General features: G+C 73.4%; 24 protein-coding genes. 10 read left to right on the top strand and 14 right to left on the bottom strand.

Annotated features, from left to right (window positions below):
- Nucleotide 1 precedes the first annotated feature (1 nt).
- From BM314_RS22225 to BM314_RS31390, 3 genes are all read right to left on the bottom strand, one after another.
- Nucleotides 2-397 (bottom strand): type II toxin-antitoxin system VapC family toxin, encoded by a 396-nt coding sequence (locus BM314_RS22225; RefSeq protein WP_091980247.1) that lies wholly within the window; start codon nucleotides 395-397, stop codon nucleotides 2-4.
- An 11-nt stretch (nucleotides 398-408) separates the two neighbouring features.
- A complete protein-coding gene (locus tag BM314_RS22220; protein ID WP_020095229.1) occupies nucleotides 409-651 on the bottom strand; it encodes a type II toxin-antitoxin system VapB family antitoxin in 243 nt (80 codons plus the stop codon).
- A gap of 100 nt (nucleotides 652-751) precedes the next feature.
- Complete coding sequence (locus tag BM314_RS31390; protein WP_326491903.1) at nucleotides 752-1,063, bottom strand: helix-hairpin-helix domain-containing protein; 312 nt, start codon at nucleotides 1,061-1,063, stop codon at nucleotides 752-754.
- A gap of 392 nt (nucleotides 1,064-1,455) precedes the next feature.
- Between BM314_RS31390 and BM314_RS22210 the strand changes: the two genes are divergently transcribed.
- Complete coding sequence (locus BM314_RS22210; protein WP_091980243.1) at nucleotides 1,456-3,348, top strand: ABC transporter ATP-binding protein; 1,893 nt, start codon at nucleotides 1,456-1,458, stop codon at nucleotides 3,346-3,348.
- An 85-nt stretch (nucleotides 3,349-3,433) separates the two neighbouring features.
- Complete coding sequence (locus BM314_RS22205; RefSeq protein ID WP_020095232.1) at nucleotides 3,434-4,333, top strand: cell envelope integrity EipB family protein; 900 nt, start codon at nucleotides 3,434-3,436, stop codon at nucleotides 4,331-4,333.
- Nucleotides 4,334-4,342: 9 nt separating this feature from the next.
- Here BM314_RS22205 and BM314_RS22200 read toward each other — a convergent pair whose 3' ends face one another.
- Complete coding sequence (locus BM314_RS22200) at nucleotides 4,343-4,639, bottom strand: DUF3572 domain-containing protein (RefSeq protein WP_026605257.1); 297 nt, start codon at nucleotides 4,637-4,639, stop codon at nucleotides 4,343-4,345.
- A gap of 80 nt (nucleotides 4,640-4,719) precedes the next feature.
- On the opposite strand from BM314_RS22200, the gene BM314_RS22195 reads away from it, so the two are divergent.
- The 5 genes from BM314_RS22195 (at nucleotide 4,720) to BM314_RS22175 (ending at nucleotide 9,802) form a co-directional block, all read left to right on the top strand.
- Nucleotides 4,720-5,091: a response regulator gene (locus BM314_RS22195; RefSeq protein WP_007560977.1), complete on the top strand. Its 372-nt coding sequence runs from the start codon at nucleotides 4,720-4,722 to the stop codon at nucleotides 5,089-5,091.
- A gap of 170 nt (nucleotides 5,092-5,261) precedes the next feature.
- On the top strand, nucleotides 5,262-6,635 hold the full coding sequence (locus tag BM314_RS22190) for a PleD family two-component system response regulator (RefSeq protein WP_091682506.1): 1,374 nt from the start codon (nucleotides 5,262-5,264) through the stop codon (nucleotides 6,633-6,635).
- Nucleotides 6,636-6,765: 130 nt separating this feature from the next.
- Nucleotides 6,766-7,974 (top strand): DUF2252 family protein, encoded by a 1,209-nt coding sequence (locus tag BM314_RS22185; protein ID WP_091980241.1) that lies wholly within the window; start codon nucleotides 6,766-6,768, stop codon nucleotides 7,972-7,974.
- A gap of 137 nt (nucleotides 7,975-8,111) precedes the next feature.
- On the top strand, nucleotides 8,112-9,074 hold the full coding sequence (locus BM314_RS22180; protein WP_020095236.1) for an acetyl-CoA carboxylase carboxyltransferase subunit alpha: 963 nt from the start codon (nucleotides 8,112-8,114) through the stop codon (nucleotides 9,072-9,074).
- Nucleotides 9,071-9,802 carry a DUF1796 family putative cysteine peptidase gene (locus tag BM314_RS22175; protein ID WP_091980239.1) on the top strand — a complete coding sequence of 244 codons (732 nt, stop codon included), beginning with the start codon at nucleotides 9,071-9,073 and terminating at the stop codon, nucleotides 9,800-9,802. The genes BM314_RS22180 and BM314_RS22175 overlap by 4 nt, the downstream gene beginning before the upstream one ends.
- A gap of 20 nt (nucleotides 9,803-9,822) precedes the next feature.
- Here the strand turns inward: BM314_RS22175 and BM314_RS22170 are convergent, their stop codons facing one another.
- On the bottom strand, nucleotides 9,823-10,074 hold the full coding sequence (locus tag BM314_RS22170) for a CCDC90 family protein (protein WP_020095238.1): 252 nt from the start codon (nucleotides 10,072-10,074) through the stop codon (nucleotides 9,823-9,825).
- Nucleotides 10,075-10,515: 441 nt separating this feature from the next.
- Here BM314_RS22170 and BM314_RS22165 point away from each other — a divergent pair, with 441 nt between their 5' ends.
- Entirely contained in the window at nucleotides 10,516-12,039 is a 1,524-nt protein-coding gene (locus BM314_RS22165) for a L,D-transpeptidase family protein (protein WP_091980237.1), read from the top strand.
- 4 nt (nucleotides 12,040-12,043) lie between these two features.
- On the opposite strand, the gene BM314_RS22160 is transcribed toward BM314_RS22165, so the two are convergent.
- The 9 genes from BM314_RS22160 to BM314_RS22120 form a co-directional block, all read right to left on the bottom strand.
- A complete protein-coding gene (locus BM314_RS22160; RefSeq protein WP_012318839.1) occupies nucleotides 12,044-12,217 on the bottom strand; it encodes a YqaE/Pmp3 family membrane protein in 174 nt (57 codons plus the stop codon).
- A gap of 124 nt (nucleotides 12,218-12,341) precedes the next feature.
- Nucleotides 12,342-13,901, bottom strand: coding sequence for a cytochrome c (locus BM314_RS22155; RefSeq protein WP_244540004.1), 1,560 nt, complete (start codon nucleotides 13,899-13,901; stop codon nucleotides 12,342-12,344).
- Nucleotides 13,902-13,979: 78 nt separating this feature from the next.
- Nucleotides 13,980-14,363, bottom strand: coding sequence for a hypothetical protein (locus BM314_RS22150; RefSeq protein WP_091980233.1), 384 nt, complete (start codon nucleotides 14,361-14,363; stop codon nucleotides 13,980-13,982).
- The gene (locus BM314_RS22145; RefSeq protein ID WP_091980231.1) at nucleotides 14,363-14,860 is read right to left on the bottom strand and encodes a TspO/MBR family protein; all 498 of its coding nucleotides are present in this window, start codon (nucleotides 14,858-14,860) and stop codon (nucleotides 14,363-14,365) included. Before BM314_RS22145 ends, BM314_RS22150 begins: the two co-directional genes overlap by 1 nt.
- Nucleotides 14,857-16,083 (bottom strand): geranylgeranyl diphosphate reductase, encoded by a 1,227-nt coding sequence (locus tag BM314_RS22140; RefSeq protein WP_091925994.1) that lies wholly within the window; start codon nucleotides 16,081-16,083, stop codon nucleotides 14,857-14,859. Before BM314_RS22140 ends, BM314_RS22145 begins: the two co-directional genes overlap by 4 nt.
- A gap of 4 nt (nucleotides 16,084-16,087) precedes the next feature.
- Nucleotides 16,088-17,419: a BCD family MFS transporter gene (locus tag BM314_RS22135; protein WP_091682497.1), complete on the bottom strand. Its 1,332-nt coding sequence runs from the start codon at nucleotides 17,417-17,419 to the stop codon at nucleotides 16,088-16,090.
- Nucleotides 17,419-18,303: a chlorophyll synthase ChlG gene (gene chlG, locus BM314_RS22130; RefSeq protein ID WP_091682495.1), complete on the bottom strand. Its 885-nt coding sequence runs from the start codon at nucleotides 18,301-18,303 to the stop codon at nucleotides 17,419-17,421. Before chlG ends, BM314_RS22135 begins: the two co-directional genes overlap by 1 nt.
- 352 nt (nucleotides 18,304-18,655) lie before the next feature.
- The gene (gene ppsR, locus BM314_RS22125) at nucleotides 18,656-20,101 is read right to left on the bottom strand and encodes a transcriptional regulator PpsR (protein ID WP_020095246.1); all 1,446 of its coding nucleotides are present in this window, start codon (nucleotides 20,099-20,101) and stop codon (nucleotides 18,656-18,658) included.
- Between the two features lie 29 nt (nucleotides 20,102-20,130).
- The gene (locus BM314_RS22120; RefSeq protein WP_091980229.1) at nucleotides 20,131-21,030 is read right to left on the bottom strand and encodes a cobalamin B12-binding domain-containing protein; all 900 of its coding nucleotides are present in this window, start codon (nucleotides 21,028-21,030) and stop codon (nucleotides 20,131-20,133) included.
- A 317-nt stretch (nucleotides 21,031-21,347) separates the two neighbouring features.
- On the opposite strand from BM314_RS22120, the gene bchF reads away from it, so the two are divergent.
- Nucleotides 21,348-21,854, top strand: a complete 507-nt coding sequence (bchF, locus tag BM314_RS22115) for a 2-vinyl bacteriochlorophyllide hydratase (protein ID WP_091980227.1) — start codon at nucleotides 21,348-21,350, stop codon at nucleotides 21,852-21,854.
- Nucleotides 21,851-23,125, top strand: a complete 1,275-nt coding sequence (locus BM314_RS22110) for a ferredoxin:protochlorophyllide reductase (ATP-dependent) subunit N (protein ID WP_091980226.1) — start codon at nucleotides 21,851-21,853, stop codon at nucleotides 23,123-23,125. Before bchF ends, BM314_RS22110 begins: the two co-directional genes overlap by 4 nt.
- Nucleotides 23,126-23,127 lie beyond the last annotated feature (2 nt).

The raw sequence follows: 23,127 nt of genomic DNA, 5'->3' as shown, positions 1-23,127 counted from the left end.
CTCAGGCGGTCTCGATGTCCGTGAGCGGGAAGTCGTTGCCCTTGTAGAGCAGCGGGATGCCGTGGGCGCGGGCACAGGCGTAGGCGAAGCAGTCGCCGAAGTTCAGGCCGGCCGGGTGCCGGCCCTTGCCGAAGCGGTCGTAGGCGTCCAGCGCGCCCGCTGCGGCCTCCGGCGGGACGGCCACGATCTCGATGCCGGCGAGGTCGAGATAGGCGTGCACCGCCTCGCGGGCGGCCGGGACCGGGAGATCGAGGTGGCGCGCCACGGCCACGCCGGTTTCCCAGATCGCCAGGGGCGACGTCACGCGGCGCAGCGCCCGCTGAAGCCGGGCCGCCAGGGCGGCCGCATCCGTCTCGTCGGTGAGGATCGCCGTGAGGGCCGACGCATCCACGAACATCGGGTCCCGCCTCAGGTGCGCTCGTACAGACCGTCGATGAACGCCGCGTCGGCGGGCTTCCGGTCCGGACCGGCACGCTCGTGCAGGGCACGGACGAAGTCGGCCGTCCGCTCGACGAGATCGGGCCGGTTCGTCTGGCGGGCGATCTCGTTCTGAAGCGCGCGGCGCACCGCGTCGGTCTTGCTCGTGCCCAGCAACGCCATGAGCTGGGCCGCGAGGGCGTCGACCTGCGGATCCTTGACGTAGAGCGGCATGCTCGGCCCCCTGGGATATCCCGCACAGCGCTAATTTATATCCTCGGACGCCACAAGACGGAGCGGGCCGGAGCGGGGCGCGGGGCCGCTCACCGCACGGTCACCGCACAGTCACCTGATCCTTGATCTTCTCGTAGACCGACCGGCTGAGCACGCGCTTCGACAGCAGCTGCTCCACCGACGTGTAGGGCCGCTTGGCGACGATCGCCCGGCCGATGGCGCCGCCGCCGCGCAGGTGATTGAGATCCGCCACCGAGGCGGTGTTAAGATCGAGGATGGCCAGGGCCCGGGGACCGGCGCTGTCCTCCGCCCGGTCGACCTCGGCCTGACCGGCCGCCTCCTGCGCCGACGGATCGGGCTGCGCCTCCCGCGGGGGCGGCTCGGCGGGGAAGGCCGTCGCGTCGGAGGGCATCTGCGTCGGCGCCGGAGCGCCGCCGGACGGGGCGGGGGCCGGCTCGACCGCCGCCTCGGGCGGGGCGGACGGAGCGGCCGGGGCGGGCGGCGCCGCAGGAGCCGCAGGAGGCGGCTCGACGCGCCGGACCGTGGCCGAGGGCTGGGGGGCCGCCGGTGTTTCCGGAGCGGACGCGGGCGGAGTCGCCGGTCCGGGCGCGGGGCTCGGCAGCAGGGCCTGCACCACCGCCGCGAGGATGCCGGCAATGATGAGGAGAACCGAAACTCTGAGAATTGCAGGACCGCTGAGCACGCACCACTCGACGAGGATTAAAACTATATGCATCTACAGTTAATGCTGTCCTTGCGCGTCGTCCAATCCACGCTCCAAACCCGGCGGGTCATCCCCAGGGTATGAGCGGGCCCGTACCGCGGCCGGGGGCGGGACTGCGTCGGCGGCTGGGTGAGCGACTCGGCGAGCGCCTGGGCGAGCGCGTCGGCGCCCTGCGCTACCTGCCGACCCTGTTCCGGGAGATCGCCGCCGCGAGCCCGCGCCTGCTGGCGGCGAGCCTGTCGCTGCGCCTCGTGGCGGCCTGCCTGCCGGTCCTGACCCTCTACCTCGCCAAGCTGATCCTCGACGGGATCGTGGCCGAGCACGCCCGGCCGGCGCCGGAGGCGGGGCTCGCTTCGTGGCTCGCCGATCCCGGCCGGGCGCGGCTCGCCGCCCTCGTCGCCGCCGAGTTCGGCCTCGCCCTGCTCTCGGACCTGACCGGCCGGCTCTCGAGCCTCGTCGAGACCCTGATCGGCGACCTCTACGCCAACGCGGCCTCCCTGCGGCTGATGGCGCACGCCGCCGAGCTCGACCTCGCCCAGTTCGAGGACAGCGCCCAGCAGGACCGGCTGGAGCGGGCCCGCCGGCAGGTCAGCGGCCGCACCGGCCTCATCGGCACGGTGTTCGGCCAGCTGCAGGGCCTCCTGACCCTCGCGACCCTGGCGGTCGGGGTCGCGGCCTTCACGCCCTGGCTCGTCGTGCTGATCGCCGCCGCCCTGGTCCCGGCGGTGCTCAACGAGTGGCACTTCACCAAGGCCGGCTACCGCCTCGCCTGGATCCGCAGCCCCGAGCGGCGGCGCATCGACTACCTGCGCTACCTCGGCGCCAGCGTCGAGACCGCCAAGGAGATCAAGCTCTTCGGCCTCGCGGGCTACGTCACCGGGCTCTACGCCGCGGTGGCGGGGCGGCTGCTCGCCGAGAACCGCGGCCTCGCGGTCGCCCGGGCCGGCTGGGGCTTCGCCTTCGCGAGCCTCGGGACGCTCGCCTACTACGCCGCCTACGCGGTGATCGTCTGGCGCACGGTGGCGGGCGCCTTCTCGGTGGGCGACCTCGCCTTCCTGGCCGGCGCGTTCCAGCGGCTGCGCGGCGGCCTGGAGGGGCTGCTCCTCGGGCTGACCCAGATCACCGGCCAAGCGCAGTACCTCGAGGACTTCTACGCCTTCTTCGCGATCCGGCCGCAGATCCGCTCGCCCGCGCGGCCCGCGCCGGTGCCGAGCCCGATCCGCGCGGGGCTGGTCTTCGAGGGGGTCGGCTACCGCTACCCGGGCACGCAGGTCTGGGCGCTGCGCGACCTCTCCTTCGCCGTCCGGGCCGGGGAGACGGTGGCGCTGGTCGGCGGCAACGGCGCCGGGAAGACCACGATCGTCAAGCTGATGACCCGGCTGTACGACCCGCACGAGGGCCGCGTGCTCCTCGACGGCGTGCCGCTGGCCGCCTACGACCTCGACGACCTGCGGGCGCGGATCGGGGCGATCTTCCAGGACTTCGTCCGCTTCGACCTCACCGCCGGGGAGAACGTCGCGGTCGGCCGGATCGCGGCCGCCGACGACGCGGACCGCATCGCCGCCGCGGCGGCCCGCGGGCTCGCGGCCCCGGTGATCGAGCGCCTGCCCGCGGGCTACGCCCAGCCGCTGGGCAAGCGCTTCGCCGGCGGCCTCGACCTCTCCGGGGGCGAGTGGCAGAAGGTCGCGCTGTCCCGGGCCTACATGCGCGAGGCCGAGATCCTGATTCTGGACGAGCCGACCGCCGCCCTCGACGCCCGGGCCGAGCACGACGTCTTCGCCCGGTTCCGGGAATTGTCGGCCGGGCGGACGACGGTGCTGATCTCGCACCGCTTCTCCACCGTGCGCATGGCCGACCGCATCCTCGTCCTGGAGGGCGGCCGGGTCTTGGAGGAGGGCAGCCACGCCGCCCTCATGGCGCGGGGCGGCCGCTACGCCGAGCTGTTCGCCCTCCAGGCCGAGGGCTACCGGTAGGCCGGCCGGCGCGTCGCCGGGGCGGCCCAAGCATTGCCCGATTCCCTGAGCCTGCTATCTGCGGCGGACCGAACCGGGGTTGTCCATGCGCCTGCGCCTCTTCCCACTGCTGACGGCCGGTCTTCTCGTCTGCGCCGGGCCCACCCGCGCGGCCCCGCCCGCCGCGCCCGAACCGGAGGCCAAGCCGCCGGCGCCCGAGATCGTGCTCGCCAACCACCGCGCGGTCTACGACCTGTCGCTGGCCGAGGGCGGCGGCACCCGCTCGGTGGAGAGCGCCCGCGGGCGCATCGTCATCGATTTCCGGGGCGACGCCTGCCGCGGCTACACGATGCAGACCCGCCAGGTGACGGAGCTGTCCTCCGGCGAGACCGGCGCGCGCCTGTCCGACATGCGCAGCACCACCTTCGAGGGCGGGCAGGGGCGCGAGTTCCGGTTCAAGACGACGACGCTCACCAACAACAAGCCCGCCGCCCCCGTGGACGGGACCGCCTCCGAGCAGGGTGACGCCCTGACGGTGAAGCTGAAGGGCGGCCCCAAGCCGTTCACCGTGGAGGGGCCGGTCCTGTTCCCGAGCGAGCACATGCGCCGCCTGATCGAGGCGGCGCGGGCCGGCCAGTCGACCCTCGCGGTCAAGGTCTTCGACGGCTCGGACGACGGCCGGAAGGTCTACGACACCTTCGCGGTGATCGGCCACGCCGCGACCGGCCCGGCCCCGGCCTCCGGCTCGACCCGCGACAAGCCCCTGCGCGACGGGTCGCTGGCCACCATGCCGCGCTGGCCGGTCCGCCTCAGCTACTACACCGAGGGCGCCGGGGAGCGGACGCCGATCTACACCCTCGGCTTCGACCTCTACGAGAACGGCGTCAGCGGCGCGCTCAAGCTCGATTACGGCGACTTCGCCATCCTGGGCGACATGACCGCCCTCGACATCGATGCCAAGGCGGGGCGGGCCGACAGGGAGGCGGGCAAGGGCTGCACGCCCTGAGGCCCCGCCTCACGCCCACGCGTCGTCCGGCCGCGGCGAGAGCGCCTGCCAGGCCGCGGCGATCCGCTCCGGCTTGATCCCGAGGCCGTTCGCGCAGGCGACCAGCACGTTCTCGTCGCCCATGACATGGTCGAGGACGCCGACCAGGAAGGCCGGCTCCCGGGCGCTCGCGCGGAGCGTGTCGGGGCTCAGGCCGCTCGCCGCCAGGAAGGGCAGGAGACGGTCGTCGTCCCCAGCGATCCACAACAGAACGTCCAGGGCGAGGCGTTCGGCCGACTCATGCCCTTGAAGAGGTTTGCCATTCATCAACATGTGAACGCTACAAAGGTGACGGAGGGGCTTCACGGCCCGCTAATCATGATCGGCGCGCACCGGGACAACGGATCATGAAGAAGACGGTGCTGATCGTCGAGGACAACGAGTTGAACATGAAGCTGTTCAACGATCTCCTGGAGGCGAACGGCTACGCGACGCTCAAGACCGCCCACGGCATCGAGGCGATCGAGCTGGCGCGCGCCCATCACCCCGACCTGATCCTCATGGACATCCAGCTCCCCGAGGTCTCCGGCCTCGAGGTGACGAAGTGGCTCAAGGAGGACGACGACCTCAAGAGCATCCCGGTGATCGCCATCACGGCCTTCGCCATGAAGGGCGACGAGGAGCGGATCCGCGAGGGCGGCTGCGAGGCCTACCTGTCGAAGCCGATCTCGGTCGCGAAGTTTTTGGCAACGGTTCGGGCCTATCTTGAACCGCGTTGACGCCGGCGAGGCGTGCCGTTGAACCGGACCCCCGGCCGCGCCGGGCCGGGTGACCGGTTCAACCGTCCGTCCCGTCGTGTCCGCCCCGGCCCCGGCGGCCGACCGGCGGCGCGCCCCCACGGCACACGGCGCCCGGTCCGGGCCGCTCACCCGCGCCCGCACGAGGAACCATGTCGGCCCGTGTCCTGATCGTCGACGATCTGTTCCCGAACGTCAGGCTTCTGGAGACGAAGCTCGGCCTGGAATATTTCGACACGCTCGCGGCCATGAACGGCCGGGACGCGATCGCGATCTGCGAGAAGGGCCTCTGCGACCTCGTCCTGCTCGACGTGATGATGCCCGGCATGGACGGGTTCGAGGTCTGCCGGCACCTCAAGAACAACCCGCTCACGGCCCACATCCCGGTGGTGATGGTCACGGCCCTCGACCAGCCCGCGGACCGCCTGCGCGGCCTCGACGCCGGGGCCGACGACTTCCTGACCAAGCCGGTGGACGACACCGCCCTGTTCACCCGGGTGCGCAGCCTCGTGCGGCTCAAGGCCGTGACGGACGAGCTGCGCCAGCGCGCGCTCGCCTCCCGGGAGTTCGGGATCGGCGATCCCCTGGCGCTCGCCACCGCCGAGACCGGCCTCGACGCCCGGATCCTGCTGATCGAGGACCGGCCCGGCTCGGCCGAGCGCCTCGCCGGGGCCCTGCGCCAGCACCACGTGGTCACGGTCGAGCCCGACCCGCAGGAGGCCCTGCGCCTCGCCGCCGAGGAGTCCTTCGACCTCGCCCTCGTGAGCCTCGACCTCACCGGCTTCGACGGCCTGCGCCTGTGCAGCCAGCTCCGGTCCCTCGACCGGACCCGGGCGATGCCGCTGATCATGCTCGCCGAGGAGTACGACCGCGCCCGGGTGGTCCGCGGCCTCGATTTCGGCGTGCACGACTTCCTGATGCGGCCGGTCGACCGCAACGAGCTGATGGCCCGGGTCCGCACCCAGGTGAAGCGCAAGCGCTTCACCGACGCGCTCCGGGGGGCGATGCAGGCCTCCCTGCAGATGGCCGTGACCGACGCGCTCACCGGCCTGCACAACCGGCGCTACCTCGACAGCCACCTCGGCACCCTGTTCGGCGACGAGGCCGCCCGCCGGGCGAGCCTCGCCGCGCTGATCCTCGACATCGACCACTTCAAGGGGATCAACGACAGCTTCGGCCACGAGGCCGGCGACGAGGTGCTGCGCGGCTTCGCCGAGCGGGTCCGCCAGCACACGCGGCCGATCGACATCGTGGCGCGCTACGGCGGCGAGGAGGTGGTGGTGATCCTGCCGGAGGCGGGCCTCGTCGAGGCGCAGGGCATCGCCGAGCGCATCCGCGAGCGCGTCGAGGCGGTGCCGTTCACCGTGCAGGGGGCGACCCGGACCGTGTCGGTGACGGTCTCGATCGGCGTCGCCGTGCGCCGCGGCGAGGATCTCGGCCCCGCCGACATGCTCCGCCGGGCCGACCTCGCCCTCTACCGGGCCAAGGCGGCGGGCCGGAACCGGGTCGAGTCGCAGGCGGCCTGACCGGCGGCCTGACAGGCGTCCCCGCGTCAATACGCGCGCCCGCGCGCGCGGATGAAAAGGCCGGCCTCGCCGTGTTATCGGATTCGGCCGGCCCGTCGAGGCCGGCGGAGCGGCGCGCGGGACCGAACCCATGGACATGCAGGTACCGGCACGATCCGGCCGCGACGCGAGCGTGCTGAACCACCGCCGCCTGTGCAAGATCGCGTCCTCGCCGCACGCTTACGTCCGCGGCAGCACGGCGCGGTTCTACGAGCTGCTCGCCGGGATGCCGGCCGGCACCCTGCCCGAGGGGCCGCCCGTCTGGATCTGCGGCGACGCGCATCTCGGCAATCTCGGCGCGCTCGCCGGCCCGGACGGCGGGATCGACATCCAGATCCGCGACCTCGACCAGACCGTGGTGGCGAACCCGGCCTTCGACCTCGTCCGGCTCGCGCTCTCCCTGGTCACCGCGGCGCTCAACGCGACCCTGCCGGGCATCGTCACCGCCCGGATGATGGACGCCATGGCGGACGGCTACGCCGACGGGATCGCCGATCCCGAGGGGGCCGAGCGGGGCGTCGACCCGTCCGAGATCGTCGTCACGACGAAGCGGCGGGCGCTCGGCCGGCGCTGGCGCCACCTCTCGCGCGAGCGCCTGAAGGGCAAGGCCGCCCGGCTCCCGCGGGGCAGCCGGTTCTTCGACCTCGACGCCGACGAGCAGGACGCGCTGACGGCGCTGATCCGCGATCCGGAGATCCGCCGCCTCGTCCTGGCGCTCGGCAGCGCGGCCGACGACGCCGAGATCCGGCTGCTCGACGCCGCCTACTGGATCAAGGGCTGCAGCTCCCTCGGGCGTCTGCGCTACGCCGCCCTGATGGAGGTGCTGGGCGGCGACCGTCCGAACCTCGCCCTGCTCGACGTCAAGGAGGCGGTGCCGCACCTCGCGCCGGCCGCCGCCGGGATCGCGGGGCCGCCCGACCACGCCGCGCGGGTCGTCGCGGGGGCGCGGGCGCTGTCGCCCAACCTCGGCGACCGGATGGTCGCCGGCCACATCGGCGGCACGCCCGTCACGGTCCGCGAGCTGCTGCCGCAGGATCTCAAGATCGACGCCGAGCAGTTCTCCCGCGGCGAGGCGGTCCGCGTCTCCCGGCACCTCGCCGCCATCCTGGGCCGCGCCCACGGCCGCCAGATGGGCGCGGCCGACCGCCGGGCCTGGATCGACGCCGTGCGGGCGCCGGGCCCGGGCCCCGACGCCCCCGGCTGGCTCTGGTCGGTGGTCACCGACCTGATGGGCGCGCACCAGCGCGGCTACCTGGAGCATTGCCGCCGGATCGCCCGGGAGGCGCTGGACGCGGCCTGACGCGGCCTGACGCGGCCCTCACCGGCCCGGACCAGGGGCGCTTCCGCCACGCCGCCGGTTGACACCATCCCCGCCATCGCCAACACCTCGCGCCCGCCGCCTCTCGCGCGGCGGACCCCGGGAAGACCTGTGATACGATGGCGGTGACGCGCACCTACCTCGACTTCGAGAAGCCGGTGGCCGAGCTGGAGGCCAAGCTCGAGGAGCTGCGCGCCGTGAGCGCGCGCGACGGCGCGGTCTCCATCGCCGAGGAGGTCGGCCGGCTCGAGGCCAAGGCCGGCCAGGCGCTCGCCGAGATCTACGCGAATCTGACCCCCTGGCAGAAGACCCAGGTGGCCCGCCACCCGCAGCGGCCGCACTTCGTGGACTACCGCGACGGGCTCATCACCGAGTTCACGCCGCTGGCCGGCGACCGCAGCTTCGGCGAGGACGAGGCGATCCTGGGCGGGTTCGGCCGGTTCCGCGGCCGGCCGGTCCTGGTGCTCGGCCAGGAGAAGGGCGCCACGACCGAGGCGCGGCTGCGCCACAATTTCGGGATGGCCCGGCCCGAGGGCTACCGCAAGGCGGTCCGGCTCATGGAGACCGCCGACCGGTTCGGTCTGCCGGTCCTTGCCTTCGTGGACACCGCCGGCGCCTATCCGGGCATCGAGGCGGAGGAGCGCGGCCAGGCCGAGGCCATCGCCCGCTCGACCGAGGCCTGCCTCGCGCTCGGCGTGCCCAACGTCGCCGTGGTGATCGGGGAGGGCGGCTCGGGCGGCGCGATCGCGCTCGCCACCGCCAACCGGGTGCTGATGCTGGAGCACGCGATCTACGGGGTGATCTCGCCGGAGGGCGCCGCCTCGATCCTGTGGCGCGACCAGGGCCGCGCGTCGGACGCCGCGACCGCCATGAAGATCACCGCCCAGGACCTGCTGCGGCTCGGCGTCATCGACGCGATCATCCCGGAGGCCACCGGCGGGGCGCACCGCGACCGCGAGGCGGCGATCCGGGCCGCGGGCGACGCCATCGCCGACGCCCTCGCGCAGTTCGACGGCCTCTCGCCCGTCGAGGTCCGCGACCGGCGCGCCGAGAAGTTCCTGGCGATCGGCCGGACCCTGTGAGCGAGCCCGGGGCGACGGGGGGCCTGTTCGGCGCGCTCGGCCGGCTGCTCGGCCGGCGCGACGCGCGGGAGCCGGGCCGGCACAACCACGTCTCCCTGGGCTGCAATTGCCAGATGGCGCACGTCCTCAAGACGCTCGACCTGCGCCAGTGGTCGGGGCCCCTCGACTGGATCTTCTCCATGCCCGGCATGGCCCGGGACTGCCTCGCCGACGACTTCGCGGCGCTCGTCGACCGGGGCCAGCTGGAGAGCATCCCGGAGGCCGAGCGGCGCGGCCCCGGCATCTGGCGGGGGCGCCACCGCCTCTACCGGGAGCGGCACGGCCTCGAGTGCGTGTTCAACCACCACGACCCGGCGACGAGCGAGGCGGACTACGCCTTCCTCACCGAGGGCGTGCGCCGGCTGCGCCGGGCCCTCGACACGCAGGGCACTGACAACCGCCTCTGGATGATGACCCATCTGCACACGCCCCGCGACGTGGTCGAGGCGATCGACGACCTGCTCGGGCAGCGCGCCAGCCGCAACCACCTGACCTTCGTGCAGCTCGAGACCGGGCACCCGCGCATGGCGGTGGTCGAGGCGCTCGACCTCCGGCCCACCCTGCGCTGGCTCACCGTGCAGACGCCCTCGGAGCCGGTCGGCCTGCGGCTCGCCGACCCGGCCGACGACGCGGCCCTGGTGGCGATCATCCGCGCCGAGGCGGCGCGGCGGCCGGACCTGTTCGGCTGAGCGGGCGCCCGGGGCGGCCGTCAATGCGCGGCGCGCGACAGGGCAACGATCGCGCCGACGATGACGATCGTCTGGAAGCCGATCGAGCCGATCACCCATTTCATGATGTCGAACTTCGCTTCGGCCAGATCGGTCTTGGTGACGAGGTTCGTCAGATCGGAATCCCGACTCTCGCGGATCGCCGCGGTGATCGCCTCGGCCTGATCCTCGGACAGGCCGGTCGCCCGCAGGCGACGGACGAGGGCGTGCGTGTCGAGCGAGAGGGCCGTCATGGGCGACGTTCGCGTGTTCGAGCCGTCCGGGTCGATCGGCCGAATCCGGATGGCAGCCTCCGCGAACGTGGCGCCTTCATCCCGCCGAGGCAAGCAGCTCAAAGTTGGGCGCCCGGCGCGGTCGCACGCGTCCGCTCCGCCAGGGAGTCCACCGGTCCGCGCACCGGGCCGGCAGGCCGGACCGCGGGCGGGACCGCGCACGAGCACAGCATGGATCGCCGCGCGGCCCTGCGGCTCGAACGGCGCCGTCCCGCGACCCCGACGCGGCGCGCTGTGGATAGCGCGCATCCGCCGGCTCTCCACACCCGAGAACAATCCAGTGTTGCAGCCGGGTCCTTGCGGTAAGGAAGGCGCAAGCTTAACGAGCCTATTGGGTTGGGGAGTGGCACCCGACGCGGCCAGCAAGGCCCGCGGGCGCGCGTAAGACGATCGAGGTTCCCCATGACGGCGCGTCTCGCGACCGCGCGACTGCTGGCGGCGGCGTCCCTGCTGGCCCTGTCGCTCGCCGCCTGCCAGGACGGTTCCGGGATCAACGGCCCGAGCGCGCGCAGCCTCGCGCCGATCGCCCCCCAGACCGTCGCGTTGATGCAGTCCAAGGGGATGCAGCCCTCCGACCCGATCCTGATCCGCACCTTCAAGAAGGAGGCGGAGATGGAGATCTGGAAGCGGGGGAGCGACGGCCGCTACGCCCTCCTGAAGACCTACCCGATCTGCCGCTGGTCCGGCCAGCTCGGGCCGAAGACCCGCGAGGGCGACCGGCAGGCGCCCGAGGGCTTCTACACGATCACCCCGGGCCTGATGAACCCGAACTCGTCGTACTATCTCTCGTTCGACACGGGCTTCCCGAACGCCGTCGACCGGGCCAACGGGCGCACCGGCAAGTACCTGATGGTGCACGGCACCTGCTCGTCGGCGGGCTGCTTCGCCATGACCGACGCCACCATCGCGGAGATCTACGCCGTCGCCCGCGACGCGTTCATCGGCGGCCAGCGCAGCTTCCAGTTCCAGTCCTACCCGTTCCGGATGACGGCCGAGAACATGGCCAAGTTCCGCAACGACCCGAACATCGCCTTCTGGCAGAACCTCAAGGAGGGGTCCGACTATTTCGAGGCCCTGCACGAGGAGCCGAAGGTCGGCCAGTGCGGGACCAAGTACGTGTTCGGCGGGGCCGACGCGGCCGCCGGCTCGTGCAAGCCGCGGGTCGACCCGCTGGTCGCCGAGAAGAGCGCGCGCGACACGCACGCGGTCGCCGACCTCGTCGCCAAGGGCACGCCGGCGGTGCGGGTCGTCTACCAGGACGGCGGCCAGAACCCGGTCTTCCGCCCGCAGAACGCCAGCGCCTTCGCGAGCCTCGGCGGCACCGAGACGGTCCTGCCCTACGACGCCAAGGAGTACGGCCGGCACAATCTCGGCGACGTGAGCCGGCCCGAGACCCTGGCGGCCGGCCCGCAGGAGATCGAGCTCGCGCCGAAGGGCCAGCCCACGATGCTGGCCGGCGCCGAGCCGGCGGCCGCGACCCGCGCCGCGAAGGCCGGCGGCAAGGGGCACGGGCGGGAGCCGGCGGCGCCCGCCACGCCCACGACGCCCACGACGCTCATGGCGAACCGCGCCGATCCCGGCGCGCAGGTCGAGACCACTGCGGCCCTGCCCGACAAGCCCGCCCGCATCGCGGTGGCGGACGCGGACGGCGACGCGAGCAGCTACCAGAAGCTGTTCGGCCAGCTCTTCGCCAAGGACAAGCCGGCCCCGGCGGCGCCCGCGGCCCCGGCGGTCGCCGCCGCGGTCGTGCCCGCGGCGCCGGAGCCGGCGAAGGTCGCCCACACCGCCGAGACGGTCGCGCCGAAGGCCGCCAGGGCCCACGCGGTGAAGACCGCGAAGGTCGAGGGCAAGGGTGAGTCGAAGGCCGACGCGAAGGCGGAGAAGCCCGCCCTCCGGAAGGGCGAGCCCGAGGGCCGGAAGCCCTGACGGCTCAGACCAGCGGCCGGTCGCGGTTCATCAGCCACAGGGCGTGGACCGTGCCGGGCAGCCAGCCCAGGATCCACAGCAGGATGTTCAGCAGGAACTGAAGGCCGAAGCCCGTGGTGACGAGCACGGCGATCGGCGGGAAGAAGATCGCGAGCAGGATGCGGACGAGGCTGGACACGGGGACTCCGGGCGTGAGGTCGGCACGTCCCGGCTCCAACGAAACACGGTTTTATCCGTTCCGCCCGATCTGACCCCGAACCGGCCCCGACGACCCCGGCAGGCCGGGGCCGCGGGGCGGCGCCTCAGTTCTTCGCCGGCGGCGTGGTGGCCGAGGAGACGTTGGCGGCCTGCTTCTCCGGGTGCTTCACCTGGCTGTAGGCGACGTTCGCGAAGGTGCCGATCACCGCGGGCCAGCTCGGGTTGCCGTATTGCGGGTCGTCGCGGCCGACCTTGCAGAAGGCCGTGGTCAGGCCGTTGACGATGTCGTCGTCGGTGACCCCGGTCGGCTCCGCCTTCACCTGCTGCACCAGCCGGGCGAGGGTCGGGACGAAGTCCTGCTGCTTCAGGCCCTTCAGGCTCGCCTGCAGCCCGATCTTGTCGAAGGCGGCCTTCAGCTTGTCCTGCTCGATCTCCGCGCAGGGCGCCGTGCCGGCCAGCATGGTCTTGGTGGCGGCGCGCGCCTCCGAGGCCTTCTCGCCGGTCACGACCGGCGCCTTGTTGCCCCAGGAATTGCGGATGTAGTCGGTGACGTTCCTCACCTCGACGTCGGTCATCTGCTGGCCGATCGCCACCATCGGGGCGAGCCCGCTCTGGGCGCCGAGCCCGCCGTAGATCACCCGCAGCACCGTCTCGGGGCCCTCGGACTGGACCGAGGTGTTGCCGGCGAGCGCCGGGACCGCGCCCTCGATGCCCTTGCCGTCGGGCTGGTGGCAGGAGGAGCAGTAGGTCAGGTAGGTGGAGGCGCCGGGCGCGTCGGGCGTGTCGAAGGCCGTGAGGTCCTTCGGCTTGTAGGTCTGCTTGGCCGGCACGGTGCGCAGGTACGCCACCATGGCCTTCAGGTCCTCCTCCTTCACCTTGGAGAGGGATTCCATGATGGTCTGGCGCATCGGCCCGGCGGCGACGCCCGGCCGGTCGCCCGGGGCGGTGCCGGTCTTGAGGTAGGTCACCACCTGCTCGTCGGTCCAGGCGCCGATGCCCTGGTGGCCGTCCGGGGTGATGTTGGGGGCGTACCAGCCGTCGATCACGCCGCCGCCGAACCGGCCCGCGAAGCTCGAGTTGCCGACGAGCTTGTTCTCGTTGTGGCACATGGCGCAGTGGCCGAGCCCCTCCACGAGGTAGCCGCCGCGGTTCACCTCGGCGCTGGCCTTCGGGTCGGGCTTGAAGCGCTCCTCGGTGAAGAAGGCCGTCCGCCACGTCACCAGCGCCGTGCGGACGCTGAACGGGAACGGGATCTGGCTCTCCTTCCGCTTCTCGTTCACGGCCGGGACCGACTGGAGGTAGGCCCAGATCGCCTTGGTGTCCTCGTCGGTGACCTTGGTGAACCACGCGAACGGGAAGGCCGGGTACAGGTAGCCGACGTTCTTGCTGTAGCCGTGCCGGAACGCCTGGTCGAAGTCGGCGTAGCTCCAGTTGCCGAGGCCCGTCTCCTTGTCGGGGGTGAGGTTGGGGGTCATGATCACGCCGAAGGGCATGTTCAGCGCGTAGTTGCCGGCGAGGTACTTGCCGCCCGGCGCCGTGTGGCAGGCCGCGCAGTCGCCCATCGTCACGAGGTACTTGCCGCGCTCGATCTGGTCGGCCGACCCGTCCTGCGCCAGCGCCGGCGCGGCCAGGAGCAGGCCCGCGAGGAAGGGGGCGGCCCGCATCGGGGCCAGCCGCGTCGGGGCCGCGCGGCCGGAGGAGAGGGCTCTCGTGCGCTGCATGCCGCGTCTCCCATCCCGATTTTAGAGCTGTTTGAAACTTGTGACGCGCGTGAACGCGGCCGTCGCGGGCGTTGTTCCGGCCGGCGCCGCGCTGCGGCGTTGTGCCGTGGCCGCCCGGACCCGCAGGCCGAGGTCGGCGAGATGGGCGACGAGTCCGGCGAGCATCCACCCGGCGACCGCGACCCAGCCGGCCCCCACGAGCGCCGCCCGCAGGGCCAGCATCAGCGCGGCGCCGGAGGCGAGGTTGGCCAGCAGGGACGGCAGCGGCGGGCCGCCCCGGCGGGCGAGCCACGCGAGGGCGAGCGCCTCCAGGGCGACGAGCAGCAGGATCCCGTCGACGATCCGGCCCGACGCGAAGGCGGGGCCGAGGACCGGGTCGAGGACCGGGTCGAGGAGCGCCCCCATCAGGCGGGCTCCGCGAACGGCCCGTTGAGGCGGACGATCCGCAGGTTCAGGCAGGCGGCGACGCTGACCCAGGCGAGGTAGGGCAGGTTCATGAGCCCCGCCGCGCCCGAGACCCGGCCGGTCACCAGCACCAGCACGGCGATGGACAGCCACAGGACCGCGACCTCGGCCAGCGCCCAGTCGGGCCGGCGGAACCGGAAGAACAGCACGCTCCAGGCGATGTTGAGCACCCCGTTCACCGCGTAGGCGGCCAGCAGGACGCCCCGGGCGGCGGGGTCGGCGTCGCCGTTCCAGGCCAGCACGCCGGCCGTGGTGGTGAGCGCGAAGATCACCGCCCAGACCGGCCCGAAGGCCCAGTCCGGCGGCTTCCAGGCCGGGACCCGCAGGCGCCGGTACCACGTGTCCGTCGTGGTCGCGAGGCCGCCGGCCACGGCCACCAGCACGGCGGCGACCGCCGCCACCACGGGCGGTCCCAGATCGGCGGCGGCGAGGCTCACGGCGAGACCCAGCGGAACAGGTGCGCGAGGTCCTTGAAGAAGATCCGCGCGTGGGCGGCCGGCTTCGCGCGGACCAGCTCCTTGTTCATGTAGCTGTCCCAGGTGAGCTGCTGGACGTCCTTGTCCCGGCAGATCGAGACGAAGCGCTCGCGCAGGCCGTCGCTGCGGTACCAGACCCACTGCATCATCCCGAGGATCCAGAACACGCGCCCGTGCAGCTTCATGAACTGCTTCCGCGCGCCCGCGAGGGCGCGCGCGTCCCCGGTCCGCAGGAAGGCTGTGGCGGCCTCGGCCGACAGCCGGCCGCCGAGCATCGCGTAGTAGATCCCCTCGCCGGAGGCCGGCGCGACGACGCCCGCGGCGTCGCCCGCGAGCAGCACGTCCCGGCCGTTGTCCCAGCGCTTCAGGGGCTTCAGCGGCAGCGGCGCCCCCTCGCGGCGGACGGTCTCGGCGTGGTCGAGGCCGGTGGCGGCGCGCAGGGCCCGGATCGAGGAGCGCAGCGAGAACCCCTTCCGCGCGCTGCCGGTGCCGATGCTCAGCGTGTCCCCGTGGGGGAAGATCCAGCTGTAGAAGTCCGGCGAGTGGCGGCCCTGGTAGTAGACGTCGCAGCGGGTGGCGTCGACAGACCCGGCCCCGGGGGCGCCGGCCTCCGGGACCCGCAGGATCTCGTGATAGGCGAAGACCTGCCGCATCCTGGCGTGGCCCGGCACCTCCGCGCGGCCGACCGGCGAGCAGGCGCCGTCGGCGCCGAGGACGAGGCGGGCCCGGACGGCGTGGCGGGCGAGGCCGGCCCCCGCGCCGGTGGTGAAGTGGACCAGCGGCGGCCCGTCGTCGGGCCGGGTGATCCGGTCGTAGGCCGCCGCGCGCAGGTCGGCGCCGGCCGCCGCGGCCCGCTCGCGCAGCCACGGGTCGAAGTGCTCGCGGTCGACCATGCCGACGAAGCCCTCGCCCACCGGCATGTCGACGGCCTTGCCGCTCGGCGCCACCATCCGGGCGGACCGGATCTTCGCCACCAGGAGCGCGTCCGGGATCGCGAAGTCCCGGATCAGCCGGGGCGGGATCGCGCCGCCGCAGGGCTTGATCCGGCCGGGCTTGTCGAGGAGCAGCACCGCGTGGCCGGCCCGGGCGAGGTCGGTCGCCGCCGTGGCGCCCGCCGGCCCGCCGCCGACCACGACGACGTCGTAGCTGTCGCGGCCGGGGCCGCCATCGTCCAACCGGGCCATGGCCTCACCTCGCGCTGAAGGCAGGATCGAGCGGCACCGTGTCCGGTGCCGGAGCGGGTTCGAGCCGCGCCGCCAGGACGACCGCGACGAGGAACAGCAGCCCTTCCGCGGCGAAGACCGCCGCGTAGGCCTGGACGGGTTCGGCGGTGACCAGCCGGACGGCGTCGACCGCCACGGCCCCGAGGAAGCCGCCGGCCCCGAAGGCGACGCCCTGCGCGGCGCCCCAGACGCCCATGCGGGTTCCGCGCTCCCGCGCGTCGCCGCGGCCGGCGAGCGCCATCATCGAGCCGATGGCGGCGACCGCGTAGGCGCCGTTGGCCACCCCGAGGGCGAAGACCGTCGCGCGCAGGGGGAAGTCCGATCCCGCCGCCGCGCCGCTCGCCAGGGCGAAGAGGGCGGCGGCCGAGCCGGCGCAGCCGATCCCGATCCAGAGCCGCAGGGAGGCGAGGACGGTGCCGCGGGCGAGGAGCGTCACCGCCGCCACCAGCAGCATGCCGGCGAGCACGCCGCCGTGCTGGAGGCCGGCGAGCTTGGTGGTGGCGCCGGGGCTCATCGCGAAGACGAGGCCGGCATAGGGCTCCAGGATCAGCTCCTGGGCGCTGTAGGCCAGCATCGACACGAAGACGAAGATCGTGAAGGTCCGGCTCACGGGGTCGGCCAGCACGTGGGCCAGCACGGTGAAGAACGGGCGGCGCGCCTCCGCGGGCTCGGGCGCCCGGACCGGCAGGCGGCGCTCGACGCCGGCGACCGCGAGCGCCGCCACGCAGAAGGCGACGAGCGAGACCGTGCCCGACACCGCCACGAGGCGCGGGCCGGAGAACGGGTCGAGGAAGTGCCCGGCGAGCGGCGCCGTGACGGCGAAGCCGACGATCATCATCACCCAGACGACGGTGGCGGCCGCGCCCCGCCGGGCCGGCGCGACGCCGCCCGAGAGCAGGACGAGGAGCGAGGTCCCGGCCGCGCCGACGCCCATGCCGACGCACAGGAACGAGAGGGCGGCGAGCGCCAGCCCCAGGGCGAGGCTCTCGGCCGCCAGCGCGGTGCCGCAGGCGGCGCCGAAGCCGCCGAGGCAGAGGGCCGCCATGCCGCCGACGATCCAGGGGGTGCGCCGGCCGCTGCGGTCGGAGCCGTAGCCCCAGCGCGGGCGCAGGACCTGCACGGCGTAGTGCAGGGCGACCAGCAGGCCCGGCACGAGGGCGGGCAGCGCCAATTCCACCACCATTACCCGGTTGAGGGTGGCGGTCATCAGCACGACGACGCTGCCCAGCGCGGTCTGGACGAGGCCGAGGCGGACGATCTGGGGCCAGCCGAGGCCCGTGCCGGGGTCCGGTGCCATCACGCCCCTCCCACCAGCGGGCGCAGCGCGAAGGCCGAGACCAGCATGCCGAGGACGTAGAGGGTGGTGCCGGTGCCGTTGTACCAGATCGCCCGCTCCCGGGGATTCTCGAGGAACCGGGCCATCAGGGCGAACTGCCCGGCGAGCAGCGCGGCGACGAGGCCGGCGTGCCAGTAGCGCTCCCAGCCGACGAGGAGCGCGATCACCGCCACCTGCGGCAGGGCCATGACCAGGCAGGCGAAGCGCGCGGCGCGCTCGGAGCCCATCTGCACCGGCAGCGACAGCAGCCCCATCCGGCGGTCGCCCTCCACGGACTTGAAGTCGTTGAGGGTCATGATGCCGTGGGCCCCGGCCGCGTAGAGCAGCGCCACCAGGAGCACCCGCCGGTCGGGCAGGGCGGCGGCCATGACGGCGGCGCCGGTGAACCAGGGCAGCCCCTCGTAGCAGAGCGCCACCGCGGCGTTGCCCCACCAGCCGTTCCGCTTCAGCCGCACCGGCGGCGCCGAGTAGATCCAGGCCAGGACCAGCCCGAACAGCGCGGCCCCGAGGATCCAGGGCCCGAGCGCGGCGGCCACCGCCAGCGACAGCGCCGTCCAGGCAAGCGCGAGGTAGAGCCCCCAGCGGCCCGGGATCCGCCCGGAGGGGATCGGCCGGTTCGGCTCGTTGATCGCGTCGACGTGGCGGTCGAACCAGTCGTTGGCGGCCTGGCTGGTGGCGCAGACCAGCGGGCCGGCCAGCAGGATGCCGGCGGCGATCACCGGCCACTGGCCGCTGGCCGGCTGGCCCGAGGAGATCACCCCGCAGGCGAAGGCCCACATCGGCGCGAACCACGTGAGCGGCTTCAGCAGCTCGATGACTGCGCTCGGGGCGGGCGTAGCGGTCATGACGGGAGGCTACCGGCGCCCGGCGGGGTGTCAAGCCAGATTTACACCGCGCGCCAGCATGTGCGCGACGTTTGTCGAATAAATACAGCGGCGGACCAGAAATACATTATCCGAAACACCGAAAAGCCGTGCCGGCGGGACCGCCCGCGCGGGCGCTTTCCGGCGCTCCGGCGGCGCCTCGGGCGCTCCCGGCGACCCCCGTCCGCGAGGACGATTCCGGGATCTTCGAGGCCTTCGGTGCCGGGATCCGAGGGGGTCCGGCGGGCCCCGCCGCGCGCACCTTCGGGGGATGGGATAAGGATGGGATGGGATTGGATTGGTCCCGCCGAGCCCGGAGGCCGCGCCCGGATCCTCAGATGTCCTCGACCGGGCCGTCCAGGTCGCCGACGCCGTAGCGCCGCATCTTGGCGTAGAGGCCCTGCCGGCTCAGGCCGAGCATCTCGGCCGCCGAGGCCCGGTTGTCCCGGGTGATCCGCAGGGCCGCCTCGATGCAGAGCTTCTCGATCAGGTCGGTCGTCTCGCGCACCAGGGTCTTCATCGAGACCCGGCCGACCAGCTCGGTCATCTGCTCCACCGAGCGGGGCACCTCCCGCCCGACCCCGGGGCGCCCTTCGGCGATCCGCCGCGGGCCCGACCGGATGGCGAAGCCCAGGCAGGGGCGGGCGCCAGCCACCGACACGGCGGCGACCTCCACGTCCTCCATGCCGCCGTAGGCGCCGCGGACGACGGTGGCGAAGCGGCGCACGGCGCCGTGGTCGACGAGGGTCGCGAACAGCGCCTGCGCCTCGGTCTCGTCGCGGCCGAGCCAGTGGTCGAGGGTGCGCCCGCGGGCCTGGCCCACCGTGGCGAGCTGCGCCAGCTCCAGGAAGGCGGCGTTGGCCATGAGGATGCGCCGCGCCGAATCGGTGACCACGAAGCCCTCCGGCATCGCCTCGATCACCGCGGCGGTGGGCGCCTCCTGGTCGGGCCCGGGCGCCGCCGTAGCCGGGTCGGCGACCAGCTGCAGCAGCGCGCTCGCGCCGCCCTCGCCCCGGAACAGCGAGGCCGAGACCGTGACCTCCCCGCGCCCGTGCTGCAGCGCCGCCCGGATCTCGCCCGCCTGCCCGGTCGCCCGCAGGGCCGCGAACTGCGCCTCCAGGGCCCGGGTGCTGGCGGGGTCGAACAGCTCGACGGCGTCCTGCCCGGCGATGCGCTTGGCCGGGCGCCCGAGGAGGCGCGCCGCGGCCGGGTTGGCCTCGGCCACCCGGCGCGTGCCGGCATCGACCACCAGCACCGGCTCGCCGGAGATCTGGAACAGGAGCCGGTAGCGGGTCTCGGCGGCGCGGAGCCGGTCGTAGTCCCGCTCCAGGGCCTGCTGGGTCTCCACCAGCCGGCGCTGCAGGGCGGCCACCGCCCGCATGTCGCGCCCGAGCACGAGGATCGGGCCGCCCTCCGAGGGCCGGATCGACGCGTAGCGGATCGGCAGGTCGGCGCCGTCGGGCGAGGGGTGGTTCACCTGGCGCCAGCGGGTGATGCCGTCGGCCCCAGCGTCCCGCAGCAGGGCGTCGACCTTCGGGCGGCTCTCCACCGTGACGGTGTCGATCCAGCGCCGGCCCAGCCAGCCCGCCACGGTCTCGGCCGCGAGATCGGCGCCGACCGTGGCGTCCCGAATCACCCCGTCCGCGTCGATCACCAGGGAGAGGTCCGCGGACGCCGCGACGATGCGCCCGACCGCCTCACCCTGGAGGAGGCCGGCCACCTGCTGCAGGGCCGCGGGCGGCGACTGCGGGGAGGGGCGGGGCTGAGGGGTCACGGTCACCGCAATGTGAAAGTCGGTTTGAGGCCCTTTCAGCAGGCCAGTGCCTGTCTGTCCAGCAAAGCTTCGGCCGCGGCGGGCGCGAGGCACGCGTCCGACGCGCAGGCATCCGCCCCGACGATCCCCGCCTCGCCGCCGTGGCGCGCGAAGAAGGGGCCGCCGACCAGCACCCGGACGTCCCGGTTGCGCGAATCGCGGCGCACCTCCGCCACCGTCGCCGTCAGGACCGGCAGCAGGACGTCGCAGGAGAGCGACAGGCCGACCACGTCGAACCAGTCGGACCGGAGCAGGTCCAGGGGGTCGACCCCCGGCCCGGGCACCGCGGTGGTCACGTCCCAGCCGGCCTCCCGGAAGAAGCTCGCGACCAGCGACAGGCCGAAGACGTGGGTCTCGCCCGGGCAGGGCAGCAGCAGGACGCTGCGCCCGTTGGCCGGGACCGATTCGCTCTCCAGCTCGGCGCAGAGGCGGCGGCTCACGGTGTGGAGCCGCCCGAGGGCCTCGGTCACCGCCAGGAAGTCGCAGGCATCCTCCTCCCAGAGGGCGCCGAGGTGCCGGGCGGCCGGGGCGAGCAGGTCGAGGAGCAGGCGCGGGAGCGGCAGGCCGCCGTCGCGCAGGGCGTCCACGCGGGCGTCGAGGTCGACCGGGCCGGAGGCCAGGAGCAGGGCGCTGAAGTCGGCGATCTCCCGCGCGCTCGGCGCCCGGTCCGCCGGGACGGCGCGGCCGGCGCGGCCGGCGGGCCGGTGGGCGAGCATCAGGCGGGGCAGGATCTCCGCCTCGACGACCTTGGCGAGCGCGTCGGGCACGGGCCTGTGCAGGTCGGGCCAGCCGAGGGCCGCGTCGCGGAACACGGGGAGCCCGTCGCTCACGGGGCTGCAGCCGGCCGCGGACGGACCGTGATCCAGACGGCCACCGAAATGCCTCCAGTTTCCCATCGGCATCCTCCCTGAGACGGCCCCGTCCCGGACGGGCCGGCGGATCCGCTCGCGCGCTCGGTGTGGCGTTGCTCGCCCGTCTATTCTTCGTGTCCGTCAGTTCCTGAGTCTGACAAGCCGAACGGCAGCAATCTCTGCCGCCACGGCCGACGATACGCTTCCTGACGATCTTGGCAATGATCTTATTCGAAGAAAAAATATCCCTGCCACTGTCATGTCGTGAAAGCGTCAAGCGCACTTGACACTTCCCGGACCCCCGCCCTAGCCTCTGTCAACGACGGAGCCTGAGGCGCCGCCGACGACCAGGGAGCGGATGCATGGGTCCCGAGGACCGGCCGGCACGACCGCTCTACACGCCCACCGAACGGCGCCGGCGCGACTCGTCGCTCTGGACCGTGGTCCAGGGAGTGCTGGCGCCCCTCCAGTTCGCGATCTTCCTGGTGAGCCTCGTCCTGGTGCTGCGCGCCCTGGCCACCGACGACGGCCTGCGCGCGGCCGAGATCTCGGTCGTCGTGAAGACCCTGGCCCTCTACGCGATCATGGTCACCGGCTCGATCTGGGAGAAGGTCGTGTTCGGGCGGTGGCTCTTCGCGCCTGCCTTCTTCTGGGAGGACGTGGTCAGCATGCTGGTGCTGGCTCTCCACACCGCCTACCTCGCGGCCCTCGCCACGGGCGCGCTCAGGGGTCAGGCGCTGCTGCTCCTCGCGCTGGCGGCCTACGCGACCTACGTGATCAACGCGGCCCAGTTCCTCCTGAAGCTCCGGGCCGCGCGCATGGAGAGTGCCGGAAGTCACGCGCCGCGCCTCGCGGAGGCGCTGCCGTGAACGCTCCCCTGGTCCATCAGCCACCCTGCGGCGGCATCGAGCTCCGCCAGGAGCAGGGTCAGCGGGCCGTGTTCTGCGGGCTGACCGGCATCGTCTGGCTGCACCGGAAGATCCAGGATGCCTTCTTCCTGGTGGTCGGCTCGCGCACCTGTGCGCACCTGATCCAATCCGCCGCCGGCGTGATGATCTTCGCCGAGCCGCGCTTCGCCACGGCGATCATCGACGAGCGCGACCTCGCCGGCCTCGCCGACGCCAACGAGGAGCTCGACCGGGTGGTGACCCGGCTGATCGAGCGCCGGCCGGACATCAAGCTCCTGTTCCTCGTGGGCTCATGCCCGTCCGAGGTGATCAAGCTCGATCTGTCCCGGGCGGCGCAGCGCCTGTCGAGCCGCCTGAATCCGGTCCGGGTGCTGAATTATTCGGGCTCCGGCATCGAGACCACGTTCACGCAGGGCGAGGATGCCTGCCTCGCGGCCCTGGTGCCGGACCTGCCCCGCGAGGCGGACGCGGCGGCGCCGTCGCTCCTCGTGGTCGGCGCGCTGGCCGACGTGGTCGAGGACCAGTTCCTGCGGATGTTTTCCGCGATGGGGATCGCGGATGTCCGGTTCCTGCCCGCCCGCCGGGCCAACGCGATGCCGGCCATCGGGCGCAACACGCGATACCTGCTGGCCCAGCCGTTCCTGACCGACACGGCACGCGCCCTTGAAGAGCGCGGCGCCCGCCGGCTGCCCGCGCCCTTCCCGCTCGGCGCCGAGGGCACGACCGGCTGGCTGCGGGCGGCCGCCGAGGCCTTCGGCGTCTCCGACGCGACCTTCGAGGCCGCGACCGCGCCGGGCCGCGCCCGCGCCGAGACCGCGCTGGCGCCCCAGCGCGAACAGCTCGGCGGCAAGCGCGTGTTCTTCTTCCCCGATTCGCAATTGGAAGTGCCGCTCGCCCGCTTCCTCGCCCGGGAACTCGGCGCGGAGCTGGTGGAGGTCGGCACGCCCTATCTGCACCGGGGACATCTCGCCGCCGAGATCGAGCTTCTTCCTGCCGGCACGCGCGTGACCGAGGGTCAGAGCCTCGACGACCAGATGGACCGCTGCCGGGCGGCCCGGCCGGACCTGACGGTCTGCGGCCTCGGCCTCGCCAACCCGCTGGAGGCGGAGGGCCTGTCGACCAAGTGGTCGATCGAGCTGCTGTTCACGCCCGTGCAGGGCTACGAGCAGGCCGGCGACCTCGCCGAGCTGTTCGTGCGCCCGCTCCGCCGCCGCGCCCTGCTGGAGGTGTAGCG

It is taken from the genome of Methylobacterium sp. 13MFTsu3.1M2 (assembly GCF_900112625.1).
In the GTDB taxonomy this organism is placed as follows: Bacteria; Pseudomonadota; Alphaproteobacteria; order Rhizobiales; family Beijerinckiaceae; genus Methylobacterium.
Note: the sequence above shows the minus strand (reverse complement) of the source record. Positions and strands in the feature narration are given on the sequence as shown.

What these genes read in the sequence shown, in the direction of transcription:
- BM314_RS22225 (WP_091980247.1), bottom strand. Translation starts at nt 397, where the DNA reads ATGTTCGTGGATGCGTCGGCCCTCACGGCGATCCTCACCGACGAGACG.
- BM314_RS22220 (WP_020095229.1), bottom strand. Translation starts at nt 651, where the DNA reads ATGCCGCTCTACGTCAAGGATCCGCAGGTCGACGCCCTCGCGGCCCAG.
- BM314_RS31390 (WP_326491903.1), bottom strand. Translation starts at nt 1,063, where the DNA reads ATGCCCTCCGACGCGACGGCCTTCCCCGCCGAGCCGCCCCCGCGGGAG.
- BM314_RS22210 (WP_091980243.1), top strand. Translation starts at nt 1,456, where the DNA reads ATGAGCGGGCCCGTACCGCGGCCGGGGGCGGGACTGCGTCGGCGGCTG.
- BM314_RS22205 (WP_020095232.1), top strand. Translation starts at nt 3,434, where the DNA reads ATGCGCCTGCGCCTCTTCCCACTGCTGACGGCCGGTCTTCTCGTCTGC.
- BM314_RS22200 (WP_026605257.1), bottom strand. Translation starts at nt 4,639, where the DNA reads ATGAATGGCAAACCTCTTCAAGGGCATGAGTCGGCCGAACGCCTCGCC.
- BM314_RS22195 (WP_007560977.1), top strand. Translation starts at nt 4,720, where the DNA reads ATGAAGAAGACGGTGCTGATCGTCGAGGACAACGAGTTGAACATGAAG.
- BM314_RS22190 (WP_091682506.1), top strand. Translation starts at nt 5,262, where the DNA reads ATGTCGGCCCGTGTCCTGATCGTCGACGATCTGTTCCCGAACGTCAGG.
- BM314_RS22185 (WP_091980241.1), top strand. Translation starts at nt 6,766, where the DNA reads ATGGACATGCAGGTACCGGCACGATCCGGCCGCGACGCGAGCGTGCTG.
- BM314_RS22180 (WP_020095236.1), top strand. Translation starts at nt 8,112, where the DNA reads ATGGCGGTGACGCGCACCTACCTCGACTTCGAGAAGCCGGTGGCCGAG.
- BM314_RS22170 (WP_020095238.1), bottom strand. Translation starts at nt 10,074, where the DNA reads ATGACGGCCCTCTCGCTCGACACGCACGCCCTCGTCCGTCGCCTGCGG.
- BM314_RS22165 (WP_091980237.1), top strand. Translation starts at nt 10,516, where the DNA reads ATGACGGCGCGTCTCGCGACCGCGCGACTGCTGGCGGCGGCGTCCCTG.
- BM314_RS22155 (WP_244540004.1), bottom strand. Translation starts at nt 13,901, where the DNA reads ATGCGGGCCGCCCCCTTCCTCGCGGGCCTGCTCCTGGCCGCGCCGGCG.
- BM314_RS22150 (WP_091980233.1), bottom strand. Translation starts at nt 14,363, where the DNA reads ATGGGGGCGCTCCTCGACCCGGTCCTCGACCCGGTCCTCGGCCCCGCC.
- BM314_RS22140 (WP_091925994.1), bottom strand. Translation starts at nt 16,083, where the DNA reads ATGGCCCGGTTGGACGATGGCGGCCCCGGCCGCGACAGCTACGACGTC.
- BM314_RS22135 (WP_091682497.1), bottom strand. Translation starts at nt 17,419, where the DNA reads ATGGCACCGGACCCCGGCACGGGCCTCGGCTGGCCCCAGATCGTCCGC.
- chlG (WP_091682495.1), bottom strand. Translation starts at nt 18,303, where the DNA reads ATGACCGCTACGCCCGCCCCGAGCGCAGTCATCGAGCTGCTGAAGCCG.
- BM314_RS22120 (WP_091980229.1), bottom strand. Translation starts at nt 21,030, where the DNA reads ATGGGAAACTGGAGGCATTTCGGTGGCCGTCTGGATCACGGTCCGTCC.
- bchF (WP_091980227.1), top strand. Translation starts at nt 21,348, where the DNA reads ATGGGTCCCGAGGACCGGCCGGCACGACCGCTCTACACGCCCACCGAA.